Raw genomic sequence first — 14,861 nt, 5'->3', positions numbered from 1 at the left:
ATTAGAAATTACGAATTACGAAATAGAACTAAATATAAATCCCAAACTCCAATATAGGAGTTTGGGATTTTACTTTGTACTTTGTACTTCTTATTTTGTACTTTCCTTTAAGCTTTCTTATTCGCAGCAGCAGTCAATTCTAAAGAAATCGCTGAACGCTCAATCTTTAATTTTCCTGACATGGTTTCGATAACGGCTGTACCTTCTGATAACTCGGCTATTTTTCCGTGGAAACCACTTTTGGTGATGATTTTATCGCCTACTTTTAAGCTTGATTCAAATTCTTTTTCTTGTTTGATTTTCTTTTGTTGCGGTCTGATCATAAAGAAATAGATCACCACAAACATTAATAAAAACGGTAAAAAACTCTGTAATTGTTCCATAATAATAATTTATTTTGCTCCTTTCGGAACTTCGATGTTAGCTTTAATGGTTAATATTTTGTTGCCTTCTGCTGTGTTGCACATGATGGAAACGGTTTTGGTAGTTGCTCCTGATTTTCCTTTAGAATCAAAAGACACTTTGATATTTCCTGACTCACCCGGTTTAATCGGGGTTTTAGGATATTCCGGAACGGTACAACCGCAAGATCCTTTAGCGGAAGTGATTATTAAATCGGATTCACCGGTGTTTTTAAAAGCAAAATCATAAGTTGGTTTATCTCCTTGTTGAATGGTCCCAAAATCATGCATGTCATGGTCGAAAGACATTACAGCAACTTTTCCGTTTGCCGCTACTCGAACCACCGGAACTTGATTCCTATTAGCTTCCGGTTGTTTTACAGCAATAGTGTCTGTACCGGAATTGTTTTCAGTAGTACTGTCTTTTTTACAAGCTGTTGTTAACGATAATAACGCTACAATGGCGATTAAATGAATTCTTTTTTTCATAGTTTATAATTATAGTAAACCTCTACCGGCTTTTTTGATTTTATCTTCTGTTTGAAATTCTTTGACCAAATTATCTAAAATCCCGTTGATAAAAATACTGCTTTTGGGAGTTGAATATTCTTTGGCAATTTCCAAATACTCATTGATGGTCACCTTTATTGGAATGGACGGGAATTTTAAGAACTCACAAATGGCCATTTTTAAGATAATAGTATCAATTTCGGCGATACGGTCGGCATCCCAATTGGGGGTTTTGTCGATGTATTCTTTGGCCAATTCAATTTCGTTTAAAACGGTTTTTCTGAATAAGTTTCCCACGAACTCTTTGTCTTCTTCGTCTTTGTAAAGTTTCACGACTCTAAACTCGCCTTTCTCCGAAACTTGTTTCAATTGCTTCTGGATTTGGGTATTCACCACCGGAATATCATCGGTCCAAGTCAGTTTGTTGTCTTCTAAATATTCGTAGAGCTTTTCATTGGGCGCAATTAAGTCCGTGAACACGTCAATCACAAATTGCTTGTCTTCTTCAAAAGTATTCTGGCGAGTGCTCATGTATTTGGCATACAAATCACTTTGCTTGATGTCATTCAGTAAAATCAAAATATAATCATCGTTCAATGACCAGTTGTTGATTTTTCTTTTTTCTAAAGCGATGCTTAACGAGTTGTTGTCTTCCAAATGTTGGAGTACCGCGTTATTGATAAACTTGTAATTGGGATTTTTTTCTTCTGCCGTGGCCAAATGTTTTTTGCTGGAAGCTTCCAAAAAAACAATTTCCTTTTTTCTGATTTCTGTCAAAGTCGACAACATGATTAAATACAAATCCTGAATGTTATCAATGCTTTGGAGTAAGAACTTTTCTTCTTTCTCCAACTCCTCAGAATTTTTTTGATGCATCGCGTAGATGGATTGCATCACTTTTACTCGAATATGTCTTCTGTTTAACACCTGTAAGAACTTTTTAAAATTAACAACGCGAAAGAATTTCTTTCGCGTTGCAAAAATAGGAATATTTTAAAACCTAATAATTATTTATTAGCGTTTTCTTTTTTTCTTTGGTCAATTCTGTTTTGGGCAATTTGCATCGCCGCTTGTTGCGTAGTCATGTTATTGATGTCAGCAAAATTAAAAATCTCTAACGTAGTGTTATAAATATTCTCAGTCATTTTCATCGCTTGGTCTTTACCATATTTCACGATTTCACCGTAAACATTAATGATTCCACCGGCATTGATTAAGAAATCAGGTGCATAAGCAATACCTCTTTCTCTTAAAATTTGACCATGAATCGCTTCTACTGCCAATTGGTTATTGGCTGCACCGGCAATTACTTTCGCTTTGATTTTATGGATAGTTTCGTCATTAATCGTTGCTCCTAAAGCACATGGCGAATAAATATCAACCTCAGCGCTGTACAAATCAGTTCCTGTAAAAATTTTGGCACCGTATTTAGCCACCATATTTTCCATTTTATCTTGATGAATGTCGGATACAAATACTTCAGCGCCTTCCTTTCTTAAATAACTGATTAAAGTTTCGCCTACGTGACCTGTTCCTTGTACCAATACTTTTTTACCGTCTAAGTTTTCAGAACCGAATTGGTATTTGGCAGCCGCTTTCATTCCCATATAAACCCCATAAGCCGTAACAGGAGAAGGATTTCCTGAACCTCCGATAGACTCAGAAATTCCGGTAACATAGTTGGTTACCTTGTGAATTCTGTCCATGTCTTCAGTAGTAGTTCCAACGTCTTCAGCTGTAATATATTTTCCACTTAAAGAGTTAACAAACTCTCCGAAACGCGTAATCATTTCCGGAGTTTTGTCGGTTTTAGAATCTCCAATAATCACCGCTTTTCCACCACCAAGATTTAAACCTGTGATAGCCGATTTATAAGTCATTCCGCGTGAAAGTCTTAAAACATCATTTAATGCTTCCCATTCGTTGGCATAATTCCACATTCTGGTTCCACCAAGAGCCGGTCCCATAACTGTATTATGAATACCGATAATTGCTTTTAAACCTGTATCTTTGTCATTACAAAAAACGATTTGCTCGTGATTGTCAAAAGAAACTTGACCGAAAACAGGATCCATTTTTTTTAGCTCAACCGGTGTGATGATTTCTGAAGTCATAATGAAGTAGTATTAATTAAAGACTTTCTAAAAAGTCGGTACAAAAATAAAATATTATTCAATAAAACTCATCGAAATCAGAAATAATTAGCATATTGTTAATAAAATCAATTTAAATAAAGAATACTATAATTTAACTATTCTCAATTTTTTTAACAGAATTTAAGTCATAAAGCCCATTTCTTTAAAAATACCATGAAAGAACTTCAATATTTAAACAAATATTTTGTCAAATACAAATTCCATTTTTTATTGGGAATTTTAATCACTATTGTAGCCCAAATTTTTTCTCTTTTTACGCCAAAGCTTATCAGTCAGTCATTTCAAGCGATTGAAGATTTTAACAGCAACAAAATGACAAGCGACATGATTAAAGCCGAATTGGTTGAAAATGTCCTTTGGATTGTGGGTACGACTTTGATTGCCGGCGTTTTAACTTTCTTAATGCGTCAAACCTTAATCGTAATGTCGCGCCACGTAGAGTTTGATTTAAAAAATGAAGTGTTCCAACATTACGAAGTGTTAGACCAAAATTTCTACAAACGCAACCGAACCGGTGATTTGATGAACCGCATCAGTGAAGATGTTGGTAAAGTCAGAATGTATGTCGGACCCGCAGTTATGTACACCATCAACACCTTTATCCGATTTACCGTCGTGATTATTTATATGTACAATGTGTCGCCGTTGCTGACTTTGTACACCATTTTACCCTTGCCGATTTTATCCTTTATCATTTTCAGATTGAGTACTGAAATCAACAAACGCAGCACGACATTCCAACAGTATTTGTCCAAAATTTCGAGTTTTACCCAAGAGATTTTCTCCGGAATTCGTGTCGTGAAAGCTTATGCCTTGGAAAAACAGTACCAAGAAGAGATTATTGATTTGGCGAAAGAAAGCAAAACCAAAAGCATGAGTTTGGCGCGAGTACAATCGCTTTTCGGTCCGTTGATGATTGCTTTGATTGGTGTGAGCAACTTGGTCGTAATTTATTTTGGCGGATTGATGTATATCGATGGCACCATCAAAAGTATTGGAACGATTGCCGAATTTATTTTGTATGTCAACATGCTGACTTGGCCTGTGGCTTCCATTGGTTGGGTTTCGTCTTTGGTACAAGAAGCTGAAGCGTCTCAAAAAAGAATCAACGAGTTCTTGAAAATCGAACCTGAAATTAAAAACAAAGCGACCGAAAACACGAATATCCATGGAGAAATCGAGTTCAAAAACGTGAATTTCACTTATGAAGATACGGAAATCACAGCGCTGAAAAACATTTCATTTAAAGTTAAAAAAGGAGAAACCTTAGCCATTTTAGGCCAAACAGGCGCCGGAAAATCGAGCATCCTTTCTTTAATCACGCGAATGTATGATATCAAAGAAGGCCAAATTACTATTGACGGTGTAGCCATAGACCAAGTCAATTTATACGATTTACGCAACAGCATCGGGATTGTACCGCAAGATGCGTTTTTGTTTTCAGATTCTATCAAAAATAATATCAAGTTTGGTAAAGAAAATGCTACTGATGAAGAAGTCATAACGGCTGCCAAGAATGCGGTGGTGCACGACAACATTATGAACTTCAATGCCCAATACGAAACCATATTAGGCGAACGCGGCATCACGCTTTCCGGCGGACAAAAGCAAAGGGTTTCCATTGCCCGAGCGATTATCAAGAATCCGGAGATATTGTTGTTTGACGACTGTTTATCCGCAGTAGACACTGAAACCGAAGAGCAAATCTTGAATAATCTGCTCCAAATTTCCAAAGACAAAACCACGATTATTGTCAGCCACAGGGTTTCTTCAGCCAAGAATGCCGACAAAATTATCATCATTGAAGAAGGCCAAATCATCCAAGAAGGTTCTCATAATCAATTGATAAACCAACCGGGGTATTATGCTGAGCTATATTTGAAACAACTTTCGGAAAAAGAATTAAATTAATTGTTGTTTGGTAACAAAAATTTTACCATTTTTGAACTGTATAGAAACACTATTAATTGACCGAAAGAATATGAGAGAAAATGATATGCTAGAAAAAGATGAGATTTTTTCTAAAGTTTTAAGAGCGGGAAGAAGAACTTATTTCTTCGATGTGAGAGCCACCAAAGCAGATGATTACTACATTACCATTACCGAAAGCAAAAAGTTCACTGAAGAAGACGGTTCCTTTCACTTCAAAAAACACAAAATTTATTTATACAAAGAAGATTTTGCCGCTTTCACTGATATTTTAGAAGAAATGACCGCTTACGTTTTGAACCACAAAGGGGAAGAAGTAATTTCAGAAAGACACCAAAAAGACTTCAAAAGAGAATATGTTCAAGAAACTGCAGAAGAAACTAAGACTTCTGAAAAGAGTTTCACCGATATTGATTTTGACGATATATAATTAAAAAGTAATTAGTGACTAGTAACTAGTGATTAGTAAAAAGCAAGTCCGAAGCTGAAAAGTTTTGGACTTTTTAAATTAATTGATATGCAAAAATTTACCGCTTTCATCAACAAATACGGCATCTTGTTTCACAGTTTGAGTATACTATTTTGGCTATGGATCATCTCAAACGGAATCCAAAGAATGCAAACAGAAGAATTACCATTGACTAAAAAAATTGCTTTTGGCGGTATTGTCATGTTTTTGTTTTTGTCGGTTTTTAATCTTTACATGGCTATCAAAAGGAGAAAACAAAACTAACCTATCCGCAACCCGTTCTCGACTTTAAAATCAGAAGTCAACAACACTATATCATTTTCTGCTCCGACTGAACCCAACACCAAACATTCGCTCATAAAAGTGCCTATTTGCTTTTTGGGAAAATTAACTACTGCGACAATCTGTTTTCCAATTAAATCTTCTTTAGAATATCTTTTCGTAAGCTGTGCCGAGGATTTTTTAATTCCGATTTCGGTTCCAAAATCAATCACCAATTGATAAGCCGGCTTTCGGGCTTCCGGAAAATCATTCGCTTCGAGTATTGTTCCTACTCGCATCTCAACTTTTTCGAATTCGCTCCAATGCAACCCTTCACTTGTTGTGTTTTCCATAGTTCAAAATTGTTTCTATACAAAAATAGAATATGAAACCGAATTTTGTATAGTTTTTATATCCTACTGTTAATCTAAAAGTTGAATATATTTTATACTTTTAAGTTTTAATAAATCATCCTAAGGTTAATGCTATGAAAATTGCCCTGTTTACCAATGAGTTTCCACCCAACATTTACGGCGGTGCCGGAGTACATATCGATTTTTTGAGTCAGGAATTGGCTAAATTAGGTCAAGTTGAAGTACGTTGTTTTGGCAACCAAGTAGAAAGCTCTGCTTCGATGAATGTCATTGGAATCCAATCTTCATTAACAAAACCCGAAGACGAAACCAATCCGCATCTCAAGATGTTTCACAATTTGAGTAAAAATATCGAAATGTCGCAACATACTTTACAAGCCGATGTAATTCATTGTCATACTTGGTACACGCACTTGGCCGGAATCTTTTCGAGAGAATTATTGCAATCGCCATTAATTTTAACCACACACAGTTTAGAAACACACCGACCTTGGAAAGTGGAACAATTAGGTAATGGTTATTTTTTGTCGCGTTGGATTGAACATCATGCTTATAATACTGCCGACGGTATTATTGCAGTCAGCGAACAAATGAAAACCGACGTCATCGAAGCATATGGAGTTGCTCCTGAAAAAGTAACCGTAATCCACAACGGTATTGACCCTGATTTTTACAGTCCGACTTTTGACAATGATTTATTAAAGCAATACAACATCAATCCTGATATTCCGTTTGTGCTTTTTGTGGGTCGAATTACCCGCCAAAAAGGAATTTCCCAATTGATTTCGGCAGCGAAATATTTCAATGAAAATTGTCAAATAGTACTTTGCGCCGGCGCACCTGACACGCCCGAAATAGCCAAAGAAACCGAAGAATTGATAGCCGAACTAAAAGCCAGTCGAAATGGTGTCATTCTAATTTCGGAAATGTTGCCGCGCGAGAAAATCAAAGTCCTTTACAGCCACGCCCGCGTATTTGCTTGTCCGTCATTATACGAGCCATTCGGCATCATCAATCTCGAAGCAATGTCGTGTGAAACTCCGGTTGTAGGAAGTGCGGTTGGCGGTATTCCCGAGATTATAGTGGAAGGCGAAACCGGTTATTTAATCGAGCTCGAAAGCATTTCCCGAACGGATTTCAACCCAAAATATCCCGAAATTTTTCAGAAAAACTTTGCGGCTAAAGTTAATCAATTGTTAGAAGATGAAACTTTGGCCACCCAAATGGGAAAAGCCGGCAGGAAAAGAGTTTTGGAGAAATTCAGTTGGGCCTCCATTGCCAAAACAACTTACAATTATTACGAAGAAGTAATCAATAGATTCGAAAAAGAAAAAGCATAATCAAACAACTAAAGCATATTGCAATGATAAATAAAAGCACATTAGCCATTATTTTAGGTGGCGGACAAGGTTCAAGATTAGCACCACTAACCCAAACGCGTTCCAAACCGGCGGTTCCCATTGCGGGAAAATACCGTTTGGTGGATATTCCGATTTCCAATTGTATCAATTCAGACATCAAAAGGATGTTTGTATTGACGCAATTCAATTCGGCGTCCTTAAACCAGCACATTAAAAACACTTATCACTTTAGCCATTTCAGTACGGCATTCGTCGATATTTTAGCGGCAGAACAAACGCCTGACAACCCAACTTGGTTTCAAGGAACTGCCGATGCCGTTCGCCAATGTATGCATCATTTTATGAACCATGAATTTGATTATGCCTTGATTTTATCGGGTGACCAATTGTACCAAATGGATTTCAACGCCATGATCAAAGCGCATCATGATGCCGGTGCCAATATATCTATTGCCACTTTACCGGTAAACGCCAAAGAGGCGCCGGAATTCGGAATTCTGAAAACCGATTCCGAAAATTACATTACTTCCTTTATCGAAAAACCTAATGTGAGTTTGCTACCCGAATGGACATCGGAAGTAAGTGAAGAATCTAAAGCAGAAGGCAAACACTATTTGGCCTCAATGGGTATTTATATTTTCAACAAAGAGTTATTAGTTGAAATAATGAAAAATCCGGACACCAAAGATTTTGGGAAAGAAATTATCCCGCAAGCTATAGGCAAACATAAAATACTCAGCTACCAATATGAAGGTTATTGGACCGATATTGGAAACATAGATTCTTTCTTTGAAGCCAATTTAGGTTTAACCGATGACATTCCGAAGTTTAATCTTTTCGACAATTCGAGTAAAATTTATACCCGTGCTCGTGTTTTGCCTCCATCCAAAATTACCGGCGCTTCCACTATTGACAAATCGGTCATTGCGGAAGGTTGCATTCTAAACGGTGTAACAGTAGAACATTCGGTTATTGGTATTAGAAGTCGCGTGGGTTTTGGTTCAACAATCCTCAACTCATATCTAATGGGAAATGATTATTACCAAAATCTGGAAGAAATCAGAACCAACTCGTTACATGACATAATCAATATCGGGATTGGCGAAAGGTGTTACATCAACAATACCATAGTTGATAAAGATTGCCGAATCGGAAACGATGTTCGACTCAATGGTGGTAAACATTTAGAAGACACCAACACCGATTTATACACCATAAAAGACGGTATTATCGTCGTCAAAAAAGGCGCTGTACTTCCGAACGGGTTTACCGTATAAAATAAAAAAAAACACTCCGAAAGAGTGTTTTTTTTTATTATTTCATTGTCAAATAATTGTAAATTTTTTGGCCTTGAACATCACTTAAATCGGCTTTCTTTTGCATGCTCAAAACAATTGGTTTCCATTGTTCGGCATTGAAATCACTGGCATTGTATAAGGAATGACATTTGGCACAATTATTTTCGTAGAGCGATTTTCCTTCGGCTAGTTCAGGAGTCATAACCGTAGCAAATTTAATTTCATCTTTTTTTACTTCTGTTGTTGCTACTGCCGTTTTTGAAGCACAGGAATAAATAATGGTGGCCAAAACTGCCAAGGCTAGTACTTTATATTTCATGATTTTAGTTTTATTGGTTGAAGTAAATGTAAAAAAAAATCCCAACCGTAAAAGATTGGGATTCTGTTTTAATCAAAACTTAAGTTTTATATTATCCTTTAACGTCCATTAATTCTACATCAAAAATCAAAGTCGCATCCGGCGGAATTACGCCTCCGGCACCGCTTGAACCGTATCCTAAATAAGACGGAATCACGAAACGGGCTTTGTCACCCACTTGCAACAAGGCAATTCCTTCATCCCAACCTTCAATTACATGACCTTTCCCTAATGGAAATTCGATTGGTTTTTTGCGTGGATAAGAAGAGTCGAATGTTTTACCGTTTTCTAATTGTCCGGTGTAATGAACTGAAACTGTTTTACCGGCTTCTGCTTGTTTCCCATTTCCTTTTTGGATGAATTTGTAACGCAAACCGCTTTCCGTTTTTTCAAAACCGGCAGCTAATTTTTCCATTGATTCTTCGGCTTGTTTTTTAGCTTCTTCAATTCTTTTTTGGCGTGAACCTTCAAAAGTTCTGAACGCTTCGATGGCATTCCATTTTTGAGCCTCGTCACCTACTCTAACAATTTCCAAGGTTTCGATTGAATCGCCTTGTGCTACTGCATCAACAATGTCTTGCCCTTCTACCACATGACCAAAAACCGTGTGCTTTCCGTCTAACCAAGTTGTAGGAACGTGCGTGATAAAAAACTGAGAACCATTGCTTCCCGGACCGGCATTGGCCATTGACAAAACGCCCGGTTTATCGTGTTTTAAGGTTGGGTGAAATTCATCATCAAAATTGTAACCCGGACCACCGGTACCGATGCCTTGCGGGCAACCACCTTGCACCATAAAATCAGGAATCACTCTGTGGAATTTTAATCCGTCATAATAAGGTTTTCCCATTGGGCGCGCTGAATTCTCTAATTGTCCTTCGGCTAAGCCTACAAAGTTTCCAACTGTTCCCGGTGTTAAATCGTGTGTTAGTTTTACTAAAATCGACCCTTTAGTCGTGTTGAATTTAGCGTATATTCCGTTTTCCATTGTCTTATATTTTTAAAAAATCTGGGGCAAAGGTACTATTTTATATTGTAAATTTGGTTACCAAAAATACCAAAACCAATGGACAATAAAAACGATTATAAAGCCATAAACAAACAAACTTGGAACAACAAAACGGACGTTCACATCGCTTCCGAATTTTATGATGTGGAAGGTTTTCTCAAAGGAAAATCGACTTTAAACGACATTGAATTGCCTTTATTAGGCGATGTTTCCGGTAAAAAGATATTGCATTTGCAGTGTCATTTTGGGCAAGATACCATTTCATTCGCACGAATGGGAGCCAAAGCCACCGGTGTAGATTTATCGGATAAAGCCATAGAAAGAGCTCGAGAATTTGCTGAAAAACTTAATCTCGACGTGACTTTTGTTTGTTGTGATATTTATGATGCACCCACTTTAATAAACGAAAAATTTGATCTTGTTTTTACTAGTTATGGCACTATCGGTTGGTTTCCCGATTTGGATAAATGGGCGAAGGTTGTTTCGCATTTTTTAAAGCCTAATGGCAAATTCATCATGGCCGATTTTCATCCGGTAGTTTGGATGTTTGACAATGATTTTGAAACCGTTTTCTATAATTATTTTAATGTAGAGCCAATTGTTGAAAACGAAACCGGAACTTACGCCGACCGCGATGCCGAAATTGCCACTAAAACCATCACTTGGAACCATCCGATTTCGGAGATTTTGAATAGCTTAATTGAAAGTGGTTTGGAAATCAACTCCTTTAATGAATATGATTACTCGCCCTATAATTGTTTTAATAAAACAGTAGAATTTGAAAAAGGAAAGTTCCGAATTAAACCTTTGGAGAATAAAATCCCGATGGTGTATTCGATTTTGGCTTCGAAGAAATAAATTTCTTGTACACACTGAAACCCTAGCCCGGATTGCAACGGCATCCTTTTTTAATGGCTGTGGTTGAAAACCATAGTCATTGAAAAAGATATAGTGGAAAGCCGGAAATAGCTTCTAAAAAAACTTCTTTCTATATTTGCACCATGCGAATAGACATCATCACCATATTACCTGATTTATTGCGAAGTCCGTTTGAAGGCTCGATTATGAAACGCGCCATCGAAAAAGGATTGGTGGAAGTGCATTTTCACAACCTGAGAGATTATACGACCAACAAACAAAAAAGTGTAGACGATTACCAATTTGGTGGAGGCGCTGGTATGGTCATGATGGTGCAACCGATTGATGCCTGTATTACACATTTGAAAAGCCAACGAACTTACGACGAAATCATTTATATGTCGCCTGATGGGGAAACTTTGAACCAAAAAATGGCCAATACAATGTCGATGTACGAGAATATTATCATTCTTTGCGGGCATTACAAAGGTGTTGACCAACGTGTTCGCGATCATTTTATTACCAAAGAAATTTCGATTGGCGATTATGTGCTTTCTGGTGGCGAAATTGGTGCGATTGTTTTTTGCGATGCAATTATCCGGTTGATTCCGGGTGTTTTGAGTGATGAAACTTCGGCTTTGACGGATAGTTTTCAGGACAATTTATTATCGGGACCCATTTATACCCGACCGGCCGATTACAAAGGTTGGAAAGTGCCTGAAATCTTGACCAGCGGTCATTTTGCCAAAATTGACAAATGGCGCGAAGATATGGCGTATGAACACACCAAAAAAAGACGCCCTGACTTGTTAGAAAATGATGAATTGTAAAAGGTGAATGACGAATAAGGAGAATTTACTCTTCACATTGCTGATTTACAGCTATTTATATTTGCAAAAATTCATCAAAAAAATTCGCAATTCATAATTCGTAATTCGTAATTCTTTTTTATCTTTGCCCCCACATTTGACTAACCTCTGGCGAAAACCGTGAATGTTGCTCAGATTTCAACCATAATTATTTTTAAAAATGGCAAATTTAGTAGATTTCGTTAATAACGAATTGTCAACAAAAAAAGATTTCCCTGCGTTCGGAGCCGGTGACACTATCACTGTTTACTACGAAATTAAAGAGGGTGAAAAAACAAGAACTCAGTTTTTCAAAGGAGTTGTAATCCAAAGAAAAGGTGCAGGATTGACTGAAACTTTTACAATCCGTAAAATGTCTGGTGCTGTTGGTGTAGAGCGTATCTTCCCGGTAAATATGCCCGCATTGCAAAAAGTTGAAGTAAACCAAAGAGGTAAAGTTAGAAGAGCTCGTATCTACTACTTTAGAGAACTTACCGGTAAAAAAGCAAAAATCAAAGAAAGAAGAAGATAATTCTAAACTTTGTACTTATAAAAACGCCTCGATATCATCGGGGCTTTTTTATGTGCAAAAATTAGCCTGAAAAATTATCATTTTACCAATATAAGTTCAGCAGATTATCATTTTACTAATTTAAACCTTTCAGATTGTCAATTTGATAATTCAATCGATTTCGCTCAAAACCGACGGAGCGTAATAGTGATTTACTTATATTTGCTTGCTTCAAAATGAGCACTTTCAATCGAATACAACACAAACAAACCATACGATTAAAAAATACTACAATGACACAAAAATCTAAAATCCACTACACGCTTACCGATGAAGCGCCTATGTTGGCTACTCATTCGTTTTTACCTATAGTACAAGCCTTTACAGCTCCGGCCAATATCGACATTGAATTGAGAGACATTTCACTTGCCGGAAGAATATTATCTAATTTCCCGGAATACTTAAAAGAAGACCAAAAAGTAGGTGATGCTTTATCAGAGTTGGGCCAATTGGCTACTACTCCGGAAGCCAACATTATAAAATTACCCAACGTATCTGCTTCTATTCCGCAGTTAACAGACGCTATTACCGAATTACAAGCCCACGGATTTGCCATTCCGAACTATCCGGACAATCCGAAAAACGATGAAGAAAAAGCGATTAATGCTCGATATTCTAAAGTATTAGGTTCAGCCGTTAATCCGGTGTTGCGTGAAGGAAACTCCGATCGTAGAGCACCGAAAGCTGTTAAAAATTATGCTAAAGCCAATCCGCATTCCATGGGTGCTTGGTCTAAAGATTCCAAAACCAAAGTAGCTTTCATGACCGAAGGCGATTTCTACGGTACTGAAAAATCGGTAACCGTAGCCAGTGCGGCTCAGTTTAAAATAGAATTCGTCGGCAAAGACGGTTCGACTAAAGAATTAAAAGGATTAGGGGCTTTAAAAGCAGGCGAAGTGATTGATTCTTCGGTAATGAATTTGAAAGCCTTAAAAGTTTTTGTTTCCCAAACTATAGAAGAAGCGAAAGCAGCGGGCGTTTTACTATCTGCGCACTTAAAAGCCACGATGATGAAAGTGTCCGACCCGATTATTTTCGGAGCGATGGTGGAAGTGTATTTCAAAGATGTTTTTGCTAAATACGGTGACGTTTTCAAATCATTAGGCTACAAAGCCGATAATGGTTTAGGCGATTTATATGTGAAAATTGCAGGTCATCCACAAGAAGCTGAAATCACCGCTGCGATTGAAACAGCAATTGCCAATGGTCCAGCGATTGCCATGGTGAATTCTGATAAAGGAATTACGAACTTCCACGTTCCGTCTGACGTAATCGTTGATGCTTCCATGCCGGCAATGATTCGTACTTCGGGACAAATGTGGAACAAAGAAGGCAAAGCCCAAGATACTTTTGCGTTGATTCCGGATCGTTGTTATGCCGGACTTTATGTTGCAACGATTGAAGATTGCAAAACCAACGGCGCATTAGACCCAAGAACTATGGGTTCTGTTCCTAATGTTGGTTTGATGGCCCAAAAAGCAGAAGAATACGGTTCACACGACAAAACTTTCCAAGCCGAAACTGACGGAACCATCCGAGTTTTAGATGCTGATGGTAATGTATACATGGAACAAGCAGTAGAAACCGGAGACATTTTCAGAATGTGTCAAACCAAAGATGCGCCGATTCAAGACTGGGTAAAACTAGCCGTAAACAGAGCGCGTTTGTCTGCCACACCTGCCATTTTCTGGTTGGATGAAAACAGAGCACACGACAGAGAAATTATCAAAAAAGTAAACTTATATTTAAAGGATTACGATACCAACGGATTAGACATTCGCATCATGAATCCGATTGACGCTACTAAATTGACATTAGACAGAATACGCCAAGGATTAGACACTATTTCAGTTACCGGAAACGTATTGCGTGATTATTTAACCGATTTGTTCCCAATCTTAGAGGTTGGTACTTCGGCCAAAATGTTATCTATCGTTCCGTTGATGAATGGCGGTGGTTTATTCGAAACCGGAGCCGGTGGTTCTGCTCCAAAACACATTGAGCAATTTATTGAAGAAGGTTATTTGCGTTGGGATTCTTTAGGCGAATTCTTAGCTTTAGGCGCTTCGTTAGAACATTTGTCCCAAACCCAAAACAATCCTAAATCGATGGTTTTAGCTGAAGCACTAGACGTAGCCACCGAGAAATTCTTAGCCACCGATAAATCTCCGGCGCGTAAAGTGGGACAAATTGACAACAGAGGATCTCACTTCTACTTGGCGATGTATTGGGCAGAAGCCTTAGCAGCACAAACTAAGGATGCCGAATTACAAGCTAAGTTTACTGAAATCGCAGGCGAATTAAAGGCAAACGAAACTAAGATTAACGAAGAATTAATTGGAGCACAAGGAAAACCGCAACAAATTGGCGGTTACTACCAACCGTCTAAAGAACTGACGGATAAAGCGATGCGCCCGAGTCAGACCTTTAATACTATTTTATCAAAATTAGTGTAATA

Annotated in this window: 16 protein-coding genes; 9 read left to right on the top strand and 7 right to left on the bottom strand. The window is 37.6% G+C overall.

Annotation, left to right across the window (positions count from 1 at the left end; all coding sequences use genetic code 11):
* Positions 1-107: 107 nt before the first annotated feature.
* From yajC to ICG50_RS05690, 4 genes are all read right to left on the bottom strand, one after another.
* Positions 108-383: a preprotein translocase subunit YajC gene (gene yajC, locus ICG50_RS05705; RefSeq protein WP_187659941.1), complete on the bottom strand. Its 276-nt coding sequence runs from the start codon at positions 381-383 to the stop codon at positions 108-110.
* A gap of 9 nt (positions 384-392) precedes the next feature.
* The gene (locus ICG50_RS05700) at positions 393-890 is read right to left on the bottom strand and encodes a DUF1573 domain-containing protein (protein ID WP_187659940.1); all 498 of its coding nucleotides are present in this window, start codon (positions 888-890) and stop codon (positions 393-395) included.
* A 9-nt stretch (positions 891-899) separates the two neighbouring features.
* Positions 900-1,805, bottom strand: a complete 906-nt coding sequence (nusB, locus tag ICG50_RS05695) for a transcription antitermination factor NusB (protein ID WP_187659976.1) — start codon at positions 1,803-1,805, stop codon at positions 900-902.
* A 113-nt stretch (positions 1,806-1,918) separates the two neighbouring features.
* A complete protein-coding gene (locus ICG50_RS05690; protein ID WP_187659939.1) occupies positions 1,919-3,025 on the bottom strand; it encodes a Glu/Leu/Phe/Val family dehydrogenase in 1,107 nt (368 codons plus the stop codon).
* A 195-nt stretch (positions 3,026-3,220) separates the two neighbouring features.
* Here ICG50_RS05690 and ICG50_RS05685 point away from each other — a divergent pair, with 195 nt between their 5' ends.
* The 3 genes from ICG50_RS05685 (at position 3,221) to ICG50_RS05675 (ending at position 5,729) form a co-directional block, all read left to right on the top strand.
* Positions 3,221-4,978: an ABC transporter ATP-binding protein gene (locus ICG50_RS05685; protein ID WP_187659938.1), complete on the top strand. Its 1,758-nt coding sequence runs from the start codon at positions 3,221-3,223 to the stop codon at positions 4,976-4,978.
* Positions 4,979-5,048: 70 nt separating this feature from the next.
* Positions 5,049-5,426 (top strand): PUR family DNA/RNA-binding protein, encoded by a 378-nt coding sequence (locus ICG50_RS05680; protein WP_187659975.1) that lies wholly within the window; start codon positions 5,049-5,051, stop codon positions 5,424-5,426.
* 87 nt (positions 5,427-5,513) lie between these two features.
* A complete protein-coding gene (locus tag ICG50_RS05675; protein WP_187659937.1) occupies positions 5,514-5,729 on the top strand; it encodes a hypothetical protein in 216 nt (71 codons plus the stop codon).
* On the opposite strand, the gene ICG50_RS05670 is transcribed toward ICG50_RS05675, so the two are convergent.
* On the bottom strand, positions 5,726-6,079 hold the full coding sequence (locus ICG50_RS05670; protein WP_187659936.1) for a tRNA-binding protein: 354 nt from the start codon (positions 6,077-6,079) through the stop codon (positions 5,726-5,728). The two genes, ICG50_RS05675 and ICG50_RS05670, sit on opposite strands and share 4 nt — an antisense overlap.
* Before the next feature lie 134 nt (positions 6,080-6,213).
* Here ICG50_RS05670 and glgA point away from each other — a divergent pair, with 134 nt between their 5' ends.
* On the top strand, positions 6,214-7,440 hold the full coding sequence (gene glgA, locus ICG50_RS05665; RefSeq protein WP_187659935.1) for a glycogen synthase: 1,227 nt from the start codon (positions 6,214-6,216) through the stop codon (positions 7,438-7,440).
* A gap of 23 nt (positions 7,441-7,463) precedes the next feature.
* Positions 7,464-8,738 carry a glucose-1-phosphate adenylyltransferase gene (locus ICG50_RS05660; RefSeq protein ID WP_187659934.1) on the top strand — a complete coding sequence of 425 codons (1,275 nt, stop codon included), beginning with the start codon at positions 7,464-7,466 and terminating at the stop codon, positions 8,736-8,738.
* 37 nt (positions 8,739-8,775) lie between these two features.
* Here ICG50_RS05660 and ICG50_RS05655 read toward each other — a convergent pair whose 3' ends face one another.
* Together ICG50_RS05655 and ICG50_RS05650 are read right to left on the bottom strand one after the other, a co-directional pair.
* Positions 8,776-9,078, bottom strand: a complete 303-nt coding sequence (locus tag ICG50_RS05655) for a c-type cytochrome (RefSeq protein WP_187659933.1) — start codon at positions 9,076-9,078, stop codon at positions 8,776-8,778.
* A 91-nt stretch (positions 9,079-9,169) separates the two neighbouring features.
* Positions 9,170-10,105 carry a peptidylprolyl isomerase gene (locus ICG50_RS05650; protein ID WP_187659932.1) on the bottom strand — a complete coding sequence of 312 codons (936 nt, stop codon included), beginning with the start codon at positions 10,103-10,105 and terminating at the stop codon, positions 9,170-9,172.
* Positions 10,106-10,183: 78 nt separating this feature from the next.
* Here ICG50_RS05650 and ICG50_RS05645 point away from each other — a divergent pair, with 78 nt between their 5' ends.
* The 4 genes from ICG50_RS05645 (at position 10,184) to ICG50_RS05630 (ending at position 14,859) form a co-directional block, all read left to right on the top strand.
* The gene (locus tag ICG50_RS05645) at positions 10,184-10,984 is read left to right on the top strand and encodes a class I SAM-dependent methyltransferase (RefSeq protein ID WP_187659931.1); all 801 of its coding nucleotides are present in this window, start codon (positions 10,184-10,186) and stop codon (positions 10,982-10,984) included.
* A gap of 143 nt (positions 10,985-11,127) precedes the next feature.
* On the top strand, positions 11,128-11,814 hold the full coding sequence (gene trmD / locus ICG50_RS05640) for a tRNA (guanosine(37)-N1)-methyltransferase TrmD (protein ID WP_187659930.1): 687 nt from the start codon (positions 11,128-11,130) through the stop codon (positions 11,812-11,814).
* A 199-nt stretch (positions 11,815-12,013) separates the two neighbouring features.
* Positions 12,014-12,364, top strand: coding sequence for a 50S ribosomal protein L19 (rplS, locus tag ICG50_RS05635; protein ID WP_171223341.1), 351 nt, complete (start codon positions 12,014-12,016; stop codon positions 12,362-12,364).
* 272 nt (positions 12,365-12,636) lie between these two features.
* Complete coding sequence (locus tag ICG50_RS05630; protein WP_187659929.1) at positions 12,637-14,859, top strand: NADP-dependent isocitrate dehydrogenase; 2,223 nt, start codon at positions 12,637-12,639, stop codon at positions 14,857-14,859.
* The last annotated feature ends 2 nt before the right edge of the window (positions 14,860-14,861 follow it).

Source organism: Flavobacterium buctense, assembly GCF_014486695.1.
GTDB lineage: Bacteria > Bacteroidota > Bacteroidia > Flavobacteriales > Flavobacteriaceae > Flavobacterium > Flavobacterium buctense.
The sequence above is the reverse complement of the archived record's forward strand: the minus strand, read 5'-3'. Positions and strand labels throughout refer to the sequence as shown.